Raw genomic sequence first — 17,104 nt, forward strand, 5'->3', positions numbered from 1 at the left:
TTTCAACGTCCGGGCCCCGCGGATGGTGCCGCACGTTCCGGCGAATCCCACGCGGGGTGACGGGATCTTCGCGGACGGTAAAACATTGGCAGCGCCACCGGGCTCCGAGCAGAATCGGCCGATGGAACCCGTCACTCTGACCACCGACCGCCTCGTCCTGCGCACGGTCGGCCCCCAGGACACCGACGCCGTGTACGTCGCCTGCCAGGATCCCGAAATCCAGCGCTGGACGACGATCCCCTCCCCCTACCTCCCGGAGCACGCGCGGGGATTCACGGAGCAGATGGTCCCCGAGGGCTGGGCGAACGACTCGATGTTCACCTTCGGCCTCTTCCTACCCGCCGGGGACCTGGTGGGCATGCTCGGCGTCACGATGATCTCCCTGGGCGTCGGCGAGATCGGGTTCTGGGGAACCAAGGAGCACCGCGGCCGGGGTTACGTCACCGAGGCCGCCGTCACCGTCTCCCGCTGGGCCTTCACCGAGCGCGCCCTCGACCGCGTGGAATGGCGCGCCGAGGTCGGCAACACGGCCTCCCGCGCGGTGGCCCAACGCGCGGGCTACACCATGGAGGGCACGTTGCGCTCCGCGATCAACAACAAGGGCGTACGCCGCGACTCCTGGATCGGCTCCCTCCTGCCCTCAGACCTCTCCCTTCCATCAACGTCCCCGTACCTGCCCGCCCAGGCCTGACCGCGAGCAGCCGCGCCGCCGTCCCGCTAGCTGCGGGCAGTCGTGCCGCTGGGGCGGCACGGGGGGGCGCAGCGGCACCCCGCAACGCCGGGTTGCGGCCCCGCCCCCGCCCGCACCCACGCCGGGCGCCACCCGAGCCCCGGCCCACCGCACCCCGCACCCCACCCCACAACAACCCCGCACCCCACCCCCACTGTCAGACCCACCCCCTATCGTGCGGACGTATGACGACCCTCCCGCCCCCCGCCACGGAACTGTCCGCAGACGAGGCCCGCCGCCTCGCCCTCCGCGCGCAGGGCTTCCTCGGCGCCCCCGACCGCCGCGCAGGCGTCCGCGGCGTCCTCCGTCACCTGGGCGCGGTGCAGCTCGACACCATCTCGGTCCTCGCCCGCTCCCACGAACTCGTCCCGTACGCCCGCCTGGGCGCGGTCGGCCGCCGGACCGTGGACGACGCGTACTGGACGGACACCCACGCCTTCGAGTACTGGTCCCACGCCGCCTGCATCCTCCCCATCGAGGAGTGGCCCCACTTCGCCTTCCGCCGCCGCGCGTACCGCAACCGCCCGCACTGGAACCACCACCTCCCCGACGGCGACTACGACCGCGTCGTCAAGCAGCTCCGCACCGAGGGCCCCCTCACCGCGACGGACCTGGGCGGCGCGAAGAAGACCAGCGAGTGGTGGGACTGGTCGGGCACGAAGGTCGCCGTCGAGCGCGCGCTCATGTACGGCGAGGTGGTGTGCGTGGAGCGCCGCGGCTGGAAGCGGGTGTACGACCTGGCCGAGCGCGCGGTCCCGGCCGCCCTGCTCCACGACGACCTGGACGACACCGAGTGCCTGCGCCGCCTGGTCCGGCTGGCCGGGCAGTCCCTGGGCGTCGGGACGCGCGCGGACATCGCGGACTACCACCGTCTCAAGGCCGAGCAGGTCGACGCCGTGATCGGCGACTCGGGCCTGGTGCCGGTCACGGTGCAGGGCTGGGGCCGGCCGGCCTGGGCGGACCCGGCGGCCCTGGAGACTCCCCCGCGCGGCCGTCACCGCACGACGCTGCTCTCACCCTTCGACTCCCTCATCTGGGAGCGGGCGCGCACGGAGCGGATCTTCGGCTTCACCCACCGCCTGGAGGCCTACGTGCCCAAGCAGAAGCGGGTGCACGGCTACTTCGCGATGCCGGTCCTGGCCGGCGGCCGGCTCGTCGGGCGGGTGGACCCGGCCCGCGAGGGGCGCACCCTGGTCGTCAAGCAGGTCACGCTGGCCGGCCGGAAGGCGGCCCCGGCGGTGGCCCAGGCCCTGGTCGAGGCGGCGAGCTGGGTGGACTGCACGGATGTACGGGTGGAGCGGGTCGAGGCCCCGGAGCTGCGCGAGCCCCTCACCCGCGAGCTGGCCCGGCTGCTGGCCTGACCGGGAACCGGTTCGTCACCGGCGCGGCGGCGCGGCGGCTCACCGGATCTCGAGGATCTTCTCCCGCATCGCGTACACCACGGCCTCCATCCTGGAGTGCAGCTGGAGTTTCTCCAGGATGTTGCGCACGTGGTTCTTCACGGTGTTCTCGGAAATGAACAGTTCCTTCGCGATGTCGCGGTTGTTCATTCCCGTGGCGACGAGTTTGAGGACCTCAAGCTCGCGGTCCGTGAGCCGCGGCGCGGGCACCAGTCGGCGTTCGTCGGTCCGCTGGATCATCGACTTGAACTCGGTGAGCAGTTTCGACGCCATGGACGGACTGATCTGGGACTGCCCGTCGGCCACCGCGCGAATGGCGGTGGCCACCTCGTCGGTGGAGATCTCCTTGAGGAGATATCCGGTCGCGCCCGCCTTGATCGCGTCGTAGAGGTCGGCCTCCTCGTCACTGATCGTCAGCATGATGATCTTGGCACTGGGGGCCACCTCCTTGATGGAGGTGCAGGCCTCGATACCGCCCCGTTTGGGCATGCGCACATCCATCAGGACGATGTCCGGCAGCAGGTCGGCGGCCTTCTCCACGGCCTCGGCGCCGTCCCCGGCCTCTCCCACGACCTGGATGTCCTCCTCGGCCGCCAGCACGATCTCCAGGCCGCGGCGGAAGAGGGCGTGGTCGTCCACGACCAGCACCCTGATCGGCTCCTCGCGTGCGGAGCCCGCGTCCGCGTCCGGGCCCATGCCGGATGCCCCGTCGTCGATCCCGTGGTCGACGCCCGCGCCCCGCATCGGTCCGAAACTGTCCGCCATCGTTCCTCCCCCTGAAGGCTGTGGCACGTGGTCCTGAGCCATCGCCAACCCAGAGCAACGACCCACCGGTTGGGCCGTTGCCGCCATGATTCCATGCCCGGCCGACAGCGGGGTGACCGAATGGGCAGCGTTGGGGTCGCACACCCTCGCGCACCGTCGCACGCCGGTGCCCCTGGGGGCGCACACGCGCTCCAGGGGCACCGGACGGCTGTCACCCGGCGGGACGGGTCAGCCGCCGAGCGCGTCCCCCGCGTCGGGAGCATGCGCCTGGGTGACCATCGTGTCCGTGGTCAGGTGGATCACGCCGTAGTCGTAGGCGTGCCGCCGGTAGACGACGCTGGGCTCCTTCGTCTCGGAGTCGACGAACAGGTAGAAGTCGTGCCCGACCAGCTCCATCTCGTAGAGCGCCTGGTCGAGGGACATCGGTGCGGCCACGTGGGTCTTCTCCCGGACGACGAGCGGGCCGTCGCCCTGGACCTCCAGCGAGCCGATCTTCTTGGTGGGTACGCCGTCCTGCTTCTCCGTCGGGACGACGTCGCCGTTCCCGTTGAGTGTCGCCGCGCCGGGTACGTGGTCGGCGACCTCGGCCGCCGAGATCCGGCGTGCGCCGCGGCGCGAGAAGCGCTTGTCGTGCTGCTTGCGCAGCCGTGCGCCGAGCTTCTCCGCCGCCAGGTCGAGCGCCGCGTAGGGGTCGCTCGCCGCCGCCTCCGCCCGAATGACCGGACCGCGGGAGCGGAGCGTGATCTCCACTCGGTCGCAGCGGTCCGCCTGCCGGGGGTTCGGCTCCTTGGACACCTCGACGTCGAGGCTGATCACCTTGCCATCGAGCTTCTGGATCTTCTCCAGCTTCAGCTTCTCGGCCACGTGCTTCCGGAACCGCTCGGGCACCTCGGTCTTGCGGCCCTTGACGACGATGTCCACGCAGAACTCCGTTCCCGGATCGCTCCGCTTCGACGGCGGAGCATCTCCCTTTTGCACCAGGTTCCGGTCTCTCCCGAAACCTCGGACTCGGTGACGTCCACCTCCTCCCCCGCGGGCGGGATCTCCACTCCACCGGCGCGGGTGATGACGGTAAAACCCGCAGCACGGCATTCGGATATGAGAGGTGTGGCCTGCGGCTTTGCCTCACAACCGAACATATCTCGCCCGGACGGATGTCGTCACCCTCTACCGCGGCGTACCTCCGTTCCGGTGAATTGACTCGCTCATTACCTGCAACGACGTAAGTTCTCAGTCAGTTCCGGTTTATTTCGAAGGAATCTGGTGAAGCCGCGACCACCGCCGCGCAGATCGCTTCACTGATCACGCCACCGCCTCCATACGGACCCGCCATTCGGGGCCCGGTCTTCCGTTCCTCTCTGCCTTCCCCTGCCGCCGCCGGATACACAGTCGATCTCGCCGTCCCGTACGTGCCGGGCCCGGCCTCCGACTCAACGGCGGCGGTCCTCGCCGCGCGCACCGCACGCGCCGCCTCGGCCAGCGACGCCCCCGTCGTCATCAGGTCGTCGACCAGGACGACCACCGCGCCGCGCAGCAGCCCGCCACCGCCCGGAGCCACCGCCAGCGCGCCCGCGAGGTTGGCCAGCCGCCGCCGCGCGTCGAGGCCCGACTGGTCGGCCACGGCGTACCGCTGCCGCAGCACTCCCGACACCCGGGCCGACACCCCGCTGCGCCGCAGTTCACCCGACGCCACGAGGGCGATCCGCCGCGCCGGGTCGTGCCCGCGCGTCCGTACCGCGCCGCGCGCCGACGGCACGGGCACCAGCAGCACCGGCCCCCGCACCCGTCGTATGCCGCCCCCGTCGGGAGCACCCGCTCCGCCCGTGGCCGTCCACGCCTCCCGGAGCCCCGCCCGCACCGCTCCCGCCAGTGCCGCGCCGAGCGGTGCCGCGAGGGCCAGCACACCCCGCTCCTTGTGGGCCAGCAGCGCCGCCCGCACCTCGTCCGCGTACGGCGCGGCCGCGTGCACCGCGGGCAGACCCGGGGGCTCCGGGTCCGGACGCACCCGGCACGGCGGGTCGCCGCTCAACGCCGTACGACACCGAGGGCACAGCACCTCGCGTGCCCTGCCGCAGCCGCCGCACTCGGCCGGCAGCACCAGGTCCGTGAGGTCCGCCCACCATTCCCGCACTGTCCGCAATCCCCGCATGGCCACCACTGTGCCCACCTGTGCGGAGCCCTGCCATGCCTGTGGAAAACCCGCCCCGGCGTGCTGTGGAAAACCCGGTCGGCCGCCCACGGCCGAACCGGACGCCTCACCCCGGATAGACCGGCGCGGTCCCCTCCGTCACCTTCTGCCACTGGAGCCCGGACGGCAGCCGCACGATCAGGTCCTCCGAGTACGCCACCAGCGGCAGCCGCTCGTCCTCGGTCGCGGCGATCTCCTTGACGCCGGTCAGCGCGGCGGGCACCGATGCCTCCGGCGTCGAGCCGTCGACCTGGACGTAACCGATCTGCTGCACGCCCCCGCGCTCGCGCCCGACCACCACGAGCCGGGCGTCGCCCGCCCAGGACATGGCCGTGACCTCCTCCAGCTCGGGGGTCGCGGAGCGCAGTTCCAGCACGGTGACCGCGGGCGGCTCGCCGGCCTTCCCGTCCCGTTCGATCCGTCCGATGAGCAGCGACCGCTTGTCGTCCTTCTCCACGACGAGCGCGATCCGCACCCCGTCGGCGGCCACCCGCACCGCCTGGACGCGCCCGTCGAGCCCCGGCGTCCGCACCTCCACCGGATCGCCCGCACCGTCCTCCAGCAGCAGCAGCCTCGGATCGGCCGGGTTGCGGTCGGCGATCCACAGGTCGCCCTGCGTGTCCCAGCTGGGCGGGGTCAGCCGGTCCGTCTCCGACTTGCCCCCGCTGCTCAGCACGGGGTCGCCGAGCGAACCGCCCGACACCAGCGAACCGACGTACAGCGACTTGTTGTCGAGACCGATCCCGCCCGCGCTGTGCTCGTCGCGCGACACCGCCACCGACCGCAGGGCGCGGTTGCCCTCGCCCAGCGGTCCCGGCACGGGTTCGGCCCGGGTCCCGTTGCTGCCGGCGGCGATCCGCACCAGGCGGTCCTTCTCGTCGACGAAGTACAGGTAGTCGGGCCGCTGTGCCGAGCCGCGCGTCGCCACCGTCTCGGCCCGGTCCTCGGAGAGCGAGCACAGCTTCTCCCCGCCCGAGCGCAGTTCGACCTCCTCCACCGCCGGCGTGAGGTTCTGCAGCGTGAAGAGGAGCTGTGCGGCCATCTCGTCGCACTTGTCCGCGCCGGCCCGGGCCGCCTTGTCGTTCAGCGGCACGGTCAGCTTGCTGCGGTCGTCGGGCGTCAGCGCGCCGGCGTTCTTCGCCAGCGCCGTCCCGGTCGGGAAGCTGGACCTGACCACGGGGCCCAGCAGGCTCGTCGGCCCGCTGAGCAGGGAACGCACCACCTGGGTCATCGGATCCACGCGCCGGCGCACGTAGACGGGGTCGGCGACGGCGGACGGTTCCCGGACCGGCTCGTTCTCGGCGTTCGCGCGCATCGCGCTGTTCGAGGCGAAGTAGTACCGGTTGACCGACATGTAGTTGCGCTGGAAGTCGGACTTGCCCATGACGACGCCCTGCGGCAGCACGTCGATGCGCCACTGCTTGGTCTTGCCGTCCCGGCTGAGGTGCACCGACTCGCGGTACGCACCGTCGGCCGGCGAGTAGGACTGCTGCGCGTCCACCGTGGCCACCTTGGCGCCGGTCAGGGTCATCGAGTAGTCGTTGGCGTCCTCGCGGTTGCCCGAGTGGTCGGACTCCGTTCCGGGCCCGCCCGCGAGCACCGTCGCCGACTCGTCAGGCCGCCAGTTCTTCGCGGCGTCACCGGTCAGGTACTTGCGCGCCGTCTCGTAGTGCGGGTCGTCGCTGGTCAGCGCCTCCAGGAAGCCCTGCACGATGTCGGAGGGCGGAGCGTCCTCCTGCGGCGGCATCGCGAACACCCGCACCTGCGGGTCCTGCCGGGGCGTGGACTCCACGCCCCGGAGGTCCCCGCTGTCGGGCATGGACGCACACCCGGCCAGCAGTACGACACCCCCGACGGCGTACGCCACCACGCGGGCCGGCCCGCGCCGACCGCCCCTCCCGCGGTCAGCGCCCACGAGATGCCTCCCCTTGCCTGCTCGAGTCCTCGGGACCGGCGTCCGGGCGGTTCGCCGCCTCCGGTGCCGGACCGCCGTCCTGTCTCCGGGCGCCCGACACGGGCCGGGGCACCACGCGCGCGCCGTTGCCCGGCAGCGCCGTCGGATCGGCCGTGGGGGTCACCGTGGCCTGCCGGGGCGTTATCGGTCCGCGCGCGGACACCGCTGCGGCCTGCCCGGCCGACATCTGCGCCGGAACGCCGACCGGCTTGTCCGTGCCGTGCGCCACCGCCGGGTCGGCGAGGCCCGCGTCGTTGAGTCCGCGGTTGCGGCGCGAGTCCGTCGGTTCCAGCGGTATCGGCGAACCCCTGAGCGGCTCGTCCGCGGTCCTGGGCAGCGTCAGCCGGAACTGCGAGCCGCCACCGGGCTCGCCCCACGCCTGCAGCCAGCCGCCGTGCAGCCGCGCGTCCTCCAGGGCGATCGACAGCCCCAGCCCCGTACCGCCGGTGGTACGCGCGCGTGCCGGGTCGGCCCGCCAGAAGCGACTGAAGACCCGGGTGGCCTCACCCGGCTTGAGTCCGACGCCGTAGTCGCGCACCGCGACGGCGACCGCGCCCCCGGCCGCGGCGAGCTTGACGACGACGTCCCGGCCCTCGCCGTGCTCGACGGCGTTGACGACGAGGTTGCGCAGCACGCGTTCCACGCGCCGGGCGTCCGCCTCGGCGACGACGGGCTGCTGGTCGCCGGTGACGCGTATCTCCGTGCCCTTGCGCTCGGCGAGCGGCTCCGCACCGCTGACGACGCGCCGTACGACCTCCCTGAGGTCTATCGGCTCCGCCTCCAGCGCCGCGGCGCCCGCGTCGAAGCGGCTGATCTCCAGCAGGTCGGCGAGCAGCGTCTCGAACCGGTCCAGCTGGTCGGCGAGCAGTTCGGCCGACCGCGCGGTCACCGGATCGAAGTCCACGCGCGCGTCGTGGATGACGTCGGCCGCCATCCGTACGGTGGTCAGCGGCGTCCGCAGCTCGTGCGACACGTCGGAGACGAACCGCCGCTGCATCCGTGAGAGGTCCTCCAGCTGGCTGATCTTGAGCTGGAGGTTCTGCGCCATCTTGTTGAATGCCTCGCCGAGCCGGGCGATGTCGTCCTCGCCGGTGACCTTCATCCGTTCCTGGAGCCGCCCGGCCGACAGCCGCTCGGCGATGCTCGCCGCCATCCGTACCGGCGTGACGACCTGGCGCACCACGAGCCAGGCGATGGCCCCCAGCAGTACGACGACGAAGAGCCCGGCCGTGGCCAGGGTGCCCCTGACCAGGCTGAGGGACTTCTCCTCCTGGGTCAGTGGGAAGAGGTAGTACAGCTGGTACGGCTCGCCGTTCGGGTCGTTGACCTGCTTGCCGATGACCAGTCCGGGCTGGGACGCCTGGTCGGAGGTGTAGACGATCCGGGTGTAGCTCTGGGCGGCCGCGGTGTCACCGTCGATCCGCTCCCGCAGGTCCTCGGGGACGCTGACCGCCCAGTCGACCGTTCCGGAGGCGCGCGGACCGCGTCCGCTGCCGCTCTCCCCGCCCATGGGGAGGGTGACCACGTCGAAGGCGCTCTGGCCACCGCTGGAGAGCGACTTCACCAGCTCGCTCATCCACTGGATGACGTTCTGCGAGGGACGCCCGTCCGCGGGGGTGCCGTCGTCGCCGTTGGTGCTCGCCGCCTCCTCGGCCTTCTGCTTGGCCGCCGTGAAGCCACCGGTGGCCTGGCTCTGGGATGCCTTCACCTTGGCGTCGAGCAGCCCGTTGCGGACCTGCCCGATCACCACGAAGCCGAGCAGCAGCACCACGCCCAGCGACATCAGCAGGGTGGTGGCGACGACCTTGAGCTGGATGTTGCGCCGCCACAGCCGCATGACCGGCAGCAGCGGACGGCGCACCCAGCGCATGAACAGACGGAGCACCGGGCTGCCCTGCACCCCGCCGTGCAGCAGCCCGCCCTCCAGCACCTGGCCGAAGAGGCGGGAGCCGGCGCTCCGGTGGCCGACAGGCCGTCCGGCGCGGGCCCCGGACCCGGGCGCCGAAGCGGCACTGTCCCTGGCCATGTCAGCTCGGTCCGGCCTTGTAGCCGACGCCGCGGACGGTCACCACGATCTCCGGCTTCTCCGGGTCCTTCTCGACCTTGGAGCGCAGCCGCTGGACGTGCACGTTGACCAGCCGGGTGTCGGCGGCGTGCCGGTAGCCCCAGACCTGCTCGAGGAGCACCTCGCGCGTGAACACCTGCCACGGCTTGCGGGCCAGCGCCACCAGCAGGTCGAACTCCAGCGGCGTCAGCGCGATCGACTGCCCGTCCCGCTTCACGGAGTGACCGGCCACGTCGATGACCAGGTCGCCTATGGCGAGCTGTTCCGGCGCCGGCTCCTCCGACCGGCGCAGGCGTGCCCTGATACGGGCCACCAGCTCCTTCGGCTTGAACGGCTTCACGATGTAGTCGTCGGCGCCCGACTCCAGACCCACCACGACGTCGACGGTGTCACTCTTCGCCGTCAGCATCACGATCGGCACACCCGACTCCGCCCTGATCAGGCGGCACACCTCGATGCCGTCCCGGCCGGGCAGCATCAGGTCGAGCAGTACCAGGTCGGGCTTGGTCTCCCGGAAGGCGGCCAGCGCCTTGTCGCCGTCGGCTACGAAAGATGGCTCAAAACCCTCACCACGCAGCACAATGCCGAGCATCTCGGCCAGTGCGGTGTCGTCGTCGACGACAAGGACTCGTCCCTTCATAAACGACATCATCCCATTAGCTAATCGTTACCTGGCGTGACCTGGCACACAGCGAGGCCAGGGCCTCGGCCGTCACGGGCGAAACCACACCCTCCTCGGTGACGATCGCCGTCACCAGTTCGGGCGGAGTCACATCGAACGCCGGGTTGTACGCCTGGGTCCCCAGGGGTGCCACCGGAATCCCGCCTCCCGCTCCCGCCACCGGCACCTGGGGTGCTGTGACCTCGGTCACCTCGTATCCGGGGCGCTGCTCCACTTCGATGGACGCCCCGTCCGGCGTGTCCGGATCCACCGTCGTGACCGGCGCCACCACGATGAACGGCACATGGTGGTACCGCGCGAGCACCGCGAGCGGATAGCTCCCCACCTTGTTCGCCACCGAACCGTCGGCCGCGATGCGGTCCGCGCCGATCAGCACGGCGTCCACCTCACCCGCCGCGAACAGCGAACCCGCCGCGTTGTCGGTGAGCAAGGTGTACGCCATGTCGTTGCGGGCCGCCTCGTATGCCGTCAGGCGAGCACCTTGCAGCAAGGGACGCGTTTCGTCCACCCACAGACGCCGCAGCCGCCCCGACCGGTGCGCCGCGAGCACCACCGCGAAGGCGGTCCCCTCACCGCCCGACACCAGCGAACCGGAATTGCAGTGCGTGAGGACGCGATGCCCCCCGGCGGGCAGCAGCTCGTCGAGCAGCGCCAGCCCGTGCGCGGCCATCCGGGCGCTGGCCTCGGCATCCTCCCGGTGCAGCGCCCGCGCCGCGGACAGCGCCGCCGCGGCCGCCTGCCGGGTGTCACCGGTCCTGGCGAGGGCCTCCTGGTGCGCGGCCCGCGCCCGCCGCACCCCGACGGCGAGGTTCACCGCGGTGGGGCGGGCCCCCGCCAGCGCCGCCGCGGCCTCCTCGACCTCGAAGCCGCGCACGGCGGCGAGCGCGACCCCGTAGGCGCCCGCGATGCCGAGCAGCGGCGCCCCGCGCACGGCGAGCGAGCGGATCGCCTCCACCAGCGCGGCCGGGTCCGTGCAGACCAGCTCGACCTCCTCGGCCGGCAACCTGGTCTGGTCGAGCAGCACCAGCACCGGGCCCTCGGGGGGTTCCTCCCAGCGAAGGACCGGTATCCCGGTCGGCCGCCTGTCCTCGCCGCTTCGCGCGTCCTGATCAGCCATGCGGTCAGTCTGCCCCCTGTACGGCGGACAATTGAAGGTACCGAGCCCCTACCGCGCCCGGTCCGCACCCGACGCCCCCATGGCACGATGGGCTGCCAACCTGCCGCCGCGACCGCGGGCGGGCACCTGAAGGAGCGACGATGAACGACACTCCGGGCTGGGCATCGCCCGGATCCGCCCCGTCCGACGGGCACGAGCCCGGCGCGTCCGGCCCCGCCGAGCCCGCCGACCGCCCCGCCGGCCCCGATCAGCCCGCGCCGCCCGCGGACCGGCCGGGTGCGGAACCGGCGAGCCCCGGCACGAAGTGGTCCAAGGAGCAGCCGCCCCCGGCCCAGTGGTCGGCGCCCACCGGCCCCGCGGACCAGGGCCAGGCCCCGCCTCCGCCACCACCGGGCCCGGGCTGGGGCACCCCGCCACCCGGACCTCCCGGAGGCGGCTACGGCGGCTATGGCGGTCCCGGAGGCTACGGCGGTCCCCGCGGGGGCCACGGAGGCTACGGCGGTCCCGGTGGGCCCGGCGGCTGGGGAGGTGGCTGGGGCGGTCCCCCGCCCGCGGCCAAGCCCGGCGTGATCCCGCTCCGCCCGCTCGGCGTGGGCGAGATCCTGGACGGCGCCGTCTCCACCATGCGCACCTACTGGCGCACCGTCCTCGGTATCTCCCTGACCGTCGCCATCCTCACGGAGATCGTCGTCGTGCTGCTCCAGGGCCTGGTCCTGGACGACACCGGCAGCGAGGCCCTCAACGACCCCGACGCCACCCTGAGCGAACTCGGCGACGCGCTGGCCCAGACCACGATCAACTCCGGCGTCGTCTTCCTGATCTCCCTGATCGGCACCGTGCTGGCCACGGCCCTGCTCACCACCGTCACCAGCCGCGCCGTACTCGGCAGGCCGGTCACCACCGGCGAGGCGTGGCGGGACGCCCGCCCCCAGGTGCTGAAGCTGTTCGGCCTGATCGTCCTGCTGCTGCTCATCGTCGCCGGGCTCCTGACGGCCGGCATGGCACCGGGCCTCCTGGTCACGGCCACCGCGGGCGGCGAGGCCGGGGTGGCCCTGACCGCCCTGGGCTTCCTGGCGGGCGGCGTCGTCGCGGTCTGGCTCATGGTCCGCTTCTCGCTGGCCTCCCCGGCGCTGATGCTGGAGAAGCAGGGCATCAAGAAGGCGATGGGCCGCTCGGTGAAGCTGGTGCGCGGCTCCTGGTGGCGCGTCTTCGGCATCCAGCTGCTCGCCACGGTCATCGCCAACGTCGTCGCGTCGATCATCGTCATCCCCTTCGCCTTCCTCGCCGCGACCCTCGGCGGCGACGGCGTCGGCGGCTTCCTGGAGGGCACCGGCGACCTCGGCTGGACGTTCCTCGTCGTCAGCGGCATCGGCTCGGTGATCGGCTCCATGATCACCTTCCCGATCACGGCAGGCGTGACCGTGCTGCTGTACATCGACCAGCGCATCCGCCGCGAGGCCCTCGACCTCGAACTGGCCCGGTCCGCCGGCGCCCAGGGCTCCAGCGGCTCCGGCGCCGTCCCGGGGAGCTGACGGGGTGAGTCCGGCGGGGGGAGTTCTCACAGAGGTGCTGTCACGCGCCGCCGTACGAACGGTGTCGCTCTCCGGCGACGAACCGCCGGTGACGATTCCGCGCGACCCCGCGCGGGAGGCCGCGCGGCGAGAGCTGTCCAAACGCATGTACCACGAGAACGATCCCAGCTGGTTCCAGCGGGCCCTGAACGCCTTCTGGGACTGGATCGGAGAGCTGTTCAGCAGGGCTTCCACCGCGACACCCGGCGGGACGCTCGGCCTGGTCGTCGTCATCCTGGCCGTCGTGGCGGTGCTGGGCGCCCTCTGGTGGCGCCTGGGCACCCCCCGCCGCAGCGCAGTCTCCGCCCCCGCCCTCTTCGACGACCGCCCCCGCAGCGCCGCCGACCACCGCGCCGCCGCCCAGGCACACGCCGCCCAAGGACACTGGAGCCAGGCCGTCCAGGAACGCATGCGGGCCGTCGTCCGCGCCCTCGAGGAACGCGCCCTGCTCGACATCCGCCCCGGCCGCACCGCCGACGAGGCGGCCACCGAGGCGGGCCACGCCCTGCCCGCGCACAGGGACCGGCTGCGTACCGCCGCCCGGGACTTCGACGACGTCGCGTACGGCGGCCGACCCGGCAGCGAGGAGTCGTACCGGCGCCTCACCGAACTCGACCACGATCTGGAACGCAGCAAGCCGCACCTGGCGAGCAGCACGGCCGGCAGCCCCACGGGGGACGCGGACCGGGACACCCGCCGGGGAGCCGCCGAATGACCACCGAGGCCACGCTCCCCACCACCGCGGCCTCGCCCACCGCCCGCCAGGTGTGGACCCGCGCGCGGGGCATCGCGCTCGCGCTCGTCCTGCTGCTCGTCGGCGCCGTCGCCATCGCGGTCGTCCGCTCCGACGCCCGGCACGGGGAACTCGACCCGCGCTCCGCCGATCCCTACGGCAGCCGCGCCGTCGCCGAACTCCTCGCCGACCGGGGGGTCTCCACGCGCGTGGTCACCACCCTGGACGAAGCGCGGGCCGCGGCCGGCCCGGACACCACCCTGCTGGTCGCCGTGCCCGACCTCCTGACGGAACGCCAGCAGACGGGACTGCACTCGGCGACGTCCGGCTCCGGTGGCCGCACCGTCCTGGTCGCCCCCGGCGGCGCCGCCGTCGAACGCCTCGCCCCCGGCGTCACCGCCGACCCCGCACTCAGCCTCGACTCCACGCTGGCCCCTGCCTGCGACCTGCCCGCCGCACGGCGCGCGGGCAACGCCGACACGGGAGGCATCCGCTACAGCACCCACCTCGAAGCCGACGCCTGCTACCCCAGCCGGCGCCTGGCCACCCTCCTGCGCATCCCCGACCCGCCCACGACGGGCTCCGCGGAGGACGCCCCGGGAGACACCGTCGTCCTCGGCGCCCGCGACATCCTCTTCAACAACCACCTCGATGAGCACGGCAACGCCTCGCTCACCCTCCAACTCCTCGGCTCCCGCGACCACCTGGTCTGGTACCTCCCCTCCCTCTCCGACCTCCCGGACCCGGACGACGAACGCAGCTTCTTCGACCTGCTCCCGTCCGGCTGGCTCTGGGGCACCCTGCAGCTCTTCATCGCCGCCGCCCTCGCCGCCCTGTGGCGGGCGCGCCGACTCGGCCCCCTGGTGCCCGAGAAACTCCCCGTCGCGATCCGCGCCTCCGAAACCGTCGAAGGCCGCGCCCGCCTCTACCGCAAGGCGAACGCCCGCGACCGCGCCGCCACCGCTCTTCGCTCCGCCACCCGCACCCGCCTCGCCCCTCTCGTAGGCGTCCCCGTCACCCAGGCGCACACACCCGAGTCCCTGCTCCCCGCCCTGTCCGCCCATCTCCACGGCGAACCCGGCGACGGACAGACCCTGCACACCCTCCTCTTCGGCCCGCCGCCCGGCGACGACGCGGCCCTCATCGCCCTCACCGACCAACTCGACACCCTCGAAAGAGAGGTACGCCGTCCATGATGGACCCGACCACTGACAACGCCGGGCAGAGCGCGGCCCCGGGCAACGCCCGCGCCGCCCTCGAAGCCCTGCGCGCCGAGATCGCCAAGGCCGTGGTCGGCCAGGACGCCGCCGTGACCGGTCTCGTCGTAGCCCTGCTCTGCCGCGGACACGTCCTCCTCGAAGGCGTCCCCGGAGTCGCCAAGACACTCCTCGTGCGCACCCTCGCCGCGGCCACCGAACTCGACACCAAACGCGTCCAGTTCACCCCCGACCTGATGCCGAGCGACGTCACCGGCTCCCTGGTCTACGACGCCCGCACCACCGAGTTCTCCTTCCAGCCCGGCCCGGTCTTCACCAACCTCCTCCTCGCCGACGAGATCAACCGCACGCCCCCGAAGACGCAGTCGTCCCTCCTGGAAGCCATGGAGGAACGCCAGGTCACAGTGGACGGCACGCCCCGCCCGCTCCCCGAGCCCTTCCTCGTCGCGGCCACCCAGAACCCGGTCGAGTACGAGGGCACCTACCCCCTCCCGGAAGCCCAGCTCGACCGCTTCCTCCTCAAGCTCACCGTCCCCCTCCCCACCCGCCAGGACGAGATCGACGTCCTCACCCGCCACGCGGCCGGCTTCAACCCGCGCGACCTGCGCGCCGCCGGCGTACGCCCCGTCGCGAGCGCCGCCGACCTGGAGGCCGCGCGCGCCGAGGCCGCCAAGACGACCGTCTCCCCTGAGATCACCGCCTACGTCGTCGACATCTGCCGCGCCACCCGTGAGTCGCCGTCCCTCACCCTCGGCGTCTCCCCGCGCGGAGCCACGGCCCTGCTGTCGACCTCCCGCGCGTGGGCATGGCTCACCGGCCGCGACTACGTCACGCCCGACGACGTGAAGGCCCTGGCCCTGCCCACCCTCCGGCACCGCGTGCAACTCCGCCCCGAGGCCGAGATGGAGGGCGTCACCGCGGACTCGGTCATCAACGCGATCCTCGCCCACGTCCCCGTTCCCCGCTGATGGCTCTCACCGGACGCGCCGCGCTCATCGCGGCCCTGGCCTCCGTCCCCGTCGGCGTCTGGGACCCGAGCTGGACGGGCATCCTCGCGGTCAACGCCCCGCTGGCCGTCGCCTGCGCCTGCGACTTCGCCCTGGCCGCCCCCGTACGGCGCCTCGGCCTCACCCGCTCCGGCGACGCCTCCGCCCGCCTGGGCGAGACCGCCGACGTCACCCTGACGGTCAGCAATCCGTCGGGCCGCCCGCTCCGGGCCCGCCTGCGCGACGCCTGGCCACCCAGCAGCTGGCAGCCGGGCACCGAGACCGCGGCCTCCCGCCACAGCCTGACGGTGCCCGCGGGGGAGCGCCGCCGCGTGACCACCCGCCTGCGGCCCACCCGTCGCGGCGACCGCCACGCGGACCGCGTCACGATCCGGTCCTACGGCCCCCTGGGCCTCCTCACCCGCCAGGGCACCCACCGGGTCCCGTGGACCGTCCGCGTCCTCCCCCCGTTCACCAGCCGCAAGCACCTCCCCTCCAAGCTGTCCCGGCTCCGCGAACTCGACGGCCGCACCAGCGTCCTCACCCGCGGAGAGGGCACGGAGTTCGACAGCCTGCGCGAGTACGTCCCCGGCGACGACACCCGTTCCATCGACTGGCGCGCGACAGCCCGCCACTCCACCGTCGCCGTACGCACCTGGCGGCCCGAGCGCGACCGGCACATCCTGCTCGTCCTCGACACCGGCCGCACCTCGGCCGGCCGCGTGGGCGACGCCCCTCGCCTCGACGCCGCCATGGACGCCGCCCTGCTCCTGGCCGCGCTGGCCTCCCGCGCGGGCGACCGCGTCGACCTCCTCGCCTACGACCGCCGCGTACGCGCCCTGCTCCAGGGCCGCACGGCCGGTGACGTCCTTCCATCCCTGGTCAACGCCATGGCCACCCTGGAACCGGAGCTGGTGGAAACAGACGCGCGCGGCCTTACGGCGACCACACTCCGGTCGGCCCCCCGTCGCTCCCTGATCGTGCTGTTCACGACGCTCGACGCCGCCCCGATCGAGGAGGGACTGCTTCCGGTCCTGCCACAGCTGACCCAGCGCCACACGGTCCTCGTGGCCTCGGTGGCCGACCCACACGTGTCACGGATGGCCCAGGCCCGCGGCCACACGGACGCCGTCTACGAGGCCGCGGCCGCCGCACAGGCTCAGTCGGAACGCCGCCACATCGCCGACCAACTCCGCCGACACGGCGTGACGGTCGTAGACGCGACCCCGGACGAACTTCCTCCAGCACTCGCGGACGCCTACCTGGAACTCAAAGCGGCAGGCCGGCTGTAGGAAATAAGAATGGGCGGGGCCCAAAGACCCCGCCCGAGGTCGGTTCAACCACCCTCGGTACAACAACCAACCCCTGAACGCAGAAAACCCCGCACCGTTCCCGGTGCGGGGTTTCCTCGCAATGATTGTTCGGCGGCGTCCTACTCTCCCACAGGGTCCCCCCTGCAGTACCATCGGCGCTGTAAGGCTTAGCTTCCGGGTTCGAAATGTAACCGGGCGTTTCCCCTACGCTATGACCACCGAAACACTATGAAACAGACAACCAACCGGTGACCAACACGGTCTGATTGTTCGTGGTTTCAGAACCAACACAGTGGACGCGAGCAACTGAGGACAAGCCCTCGGCCTATTAGTACCGGTCACCTCCACACCTCACGGTGCTTCCAGATCCGGCCTATCAACCC

14 protein-coding genes and 1 rRNA gene are annotated in these 17,104 nt (G+C 72.5%); 7 read left to right on the top strand and 8 right to left on the bottom strand.

All coding sequences use genetic code 11. The features are described 5' to 3' along the window. Nucleotides 1-121 precede the first annotated feature (121 nt). Together IE258_RS12035 and IE258_RS12040 are read left to right on the top strand one after the other, a co-directional pair. Entirely contained in the window at nucleotides 122-691 is a 570-nt protein-coding gene (locus tag IE258_RS12035) for a GNAT family N-acetyltransferase (RefSeq protein WP_189742581.1), read from the top strand. A 224-nt stretch (nucleotides 692-915) separates the two neighbouring features. Next, nucleotides 916-2,091: a winged helix-turn-helix domain-containing protein gene (locus IE258_RS12040; protein WP_189742583.1), complete on the top strand. Its 1,176-nt coding sequence runs from the start codon at nucleotides 916-918 to the stop codon at nucleotides 2,089-2,091. Nucleotides 2,092-2,130: 39 nt separating this feature from the next. Here IE258_RS12040 and IE258_RS12045 read toward each other — a convergent pair whose 3' ends face one another. From IE258_RS12045 to mtnA, 7 genes are all read right to left on the bottom strand, one after another. Further along, nucleotides 2,131-2,895 carry a response regulator gene (locus tag IE258_RS12045; RefSeq protein ID WP_104635078.1) on the bottom strand — a complete coding sequence of 255 codons (765 nt, stop codon included), beginning with the start codon at nucleotides 2,893-2,895 and terminating at the stop codon, nucleotides 2,131-2,133. Nucleotides 2,896-3,123: 228 nt separating this feature from the next. Then, the gene (gene hpf, locus IE258_RS12050; protein WP_016326377.1) at nucleotides 3,124-3,816 is read right to left on the bottom strand and encodes a ribosome hibernation-promoting factor, HPF/YfiA family; all 693 of its coding nucleotides are present in this window, start codon (nucleotides 3,814-3,816) and stop codon (nucleotides 3,124-3,126) included. 313 nt (nucleotides 3,817-4,129) lie between these two features. Next, complete coding sequence (locus IE258_RS12055) at nucleotides 4,130-5,044, bottom strand: ComF family protein (protein WP_189742585.1); 915 nt, start codon at nucleotides 5,042-5,044, stop codon at nucleotides 4,130-4,132. 106 nt (nucleotides 5,045-5,150) lie between these two features. Next, the gene (locus tag IE258_RS12060) at nucleotides 5,151-6,998 is read right to left on the bottom strand and encodes an LpqB family beta-propeller domain-containing protein (protein ID WP_189742587.1); all 1,848 of its coding nucleotides are present in this window, start codon (nucleotides 6,996-6,998) and stop codon (nucleotides 5,151-5,153) included. After that, on the bottom strand, nucleotides 6,988-9,063 hold the full coding sequence (mtrB, locus tag IE258_RS12065) for a two-component system sensor histidine kinase MtrB (RefSeq protein ID WP_189742589.1): 2,076 nt from the start codon (nucleotides 9,061-9,063) through the stop codon (nucleotides 6,988-6,990). The genes IE258_RS12060 and mtrB overlap by 11 nt, the downstream gene beginning before the upstream one ends. A gap of 1 nt (nucleotide 9,064) precedes the next feature. Next, nucleotides 9,065-9,754: a two-component system response regulator MtrA gene (mtrA, locus tag IE258_RS12070; protein WP_003975799.1), complete on the bottom strand. Its 690-nt coding sequence runs from the start codon at nucleotides 9,752-9,754 to the stop codon at nucleotides 9,065-9,067. Between the two features lie 4 nt (nucleotides 9,755-9,758). Continuing rightward, nucleotides 9,759-10,901 (bottom strand): S-methyl-5-thioribose-1-phosphate isomerase, encoded by a 1,143-nt coding sequence (gene mtnA / locus IE258_RS12075; protein ID WP_189742591.1) that lies wholly within the window; start codon nucleotides 10,899-10,901, stop codon nucleotides 9,759-9,761. 140 nt (nucleotides 10,902-11,041) lie between these two features. Here mtnA and IE258_RS12080 point away from each other — a divergent pair, with 140 nt between their 5' ends. Genes IE258_RS12080 through IE258_RS12100 form a run of 5 tightly spaced genes read left to right on the top strand, consistent with a single transcriptional unit; the run spans nucleotide 11,042 to nucleotide 16,700 of the window. Further along, nucleotides 11,042-12,433 (top strand): DUF7847 domain-containing protein, encoded by a 1,392-nt coding sequence (locus IE258_RS12080; protein ID WP_189742593.1) that lies wholly within the window; start codon nucleotides 11,042-11,044, stop codon nucleotides 12,431-12,433. Nucleotides 12,434-12,467: 34 nt separating this feature from the next. Continuing rightward, the gene (locus tag IE258_RS12085; protein WP_229892061.1) at nucleotides 12,468-13,187 is read left to right on the top strand and encodes a DUF4129 domain-containing protein; all 720 of its coding nucleotides are present in this window, start codon (nucleotides 12,468-12,470) and stop codon (nucleotides 13,185-13,187) included. Continuing rightward, nucleotides 13,184-14,401: a DUF4350 domain-containing protein gene (locus IE258_RS12090; protein WP_189742597.1), complete on the top strand. Its 1,218-nt coding sequence runs from the start codon at nucleotides 13,184-13,186 to the stop codon at nucleotides 14,399-14,401. The genes IE258_RS12085 and IE258_RS12090 overlap by 4 nt, the downstream gene beginning before the upstream one ends. Next, nucleotides 14,398-15,390 (top strand): AAA family ATPase, encoded by a 993-nt coding sequence (locus IE258_RS12095; protein WP_189742599.1) that lies wholly within the window; start codon nucleotides 14,398-14,400, stop codon nucleotides 15,388-15,390. The genes IE258_RS12090 and IE258_RS12095 overlap by 4 nt, the downstream gene beginning before the upstream one ends. Beyond that, the gene (locus tag IE258_RS12100; protein ID WP_189742601.1) at nucleotides 15,390-16,700 is read left to right on the top strand and encodes a DUF58 domain-containing protein; all 1,311 of its coding nucleotides are present in this window, start codon (nucleotides 15,390-15,392) and stop codon (nucleotides 16,698-16,700) included. Before IE258_RS12095 ends, IE258_RS12100 begins: the two co-directional genes overlap by 1 nt. Nucleotides 16,701-16,827: 127 nt before the next feature. On the opposite strand, the gene rrf is transcribed toward IE258_RS12100, so the two are convergent. Continuing rightward, nucleotides 16,828-16,944: ribosomal RNA gene (rrf, locus tag IE258_RS12105) — 5S ribosomal RNA — on the bottom strand. Between the last annotated feature and the right edge of the window lie 160 nt (nucleotides 16,945-17,104).

The organism is Streptomyces tendae (assembly GCF_014650435.1).
In the GTDB taxonomy this organism is placed as follows: Bacteria; Actinomycetota; Actinomycetes; order Streptomycetales; family Streptomycetaceae; genus Streptomyces; species Streptomyces tendae.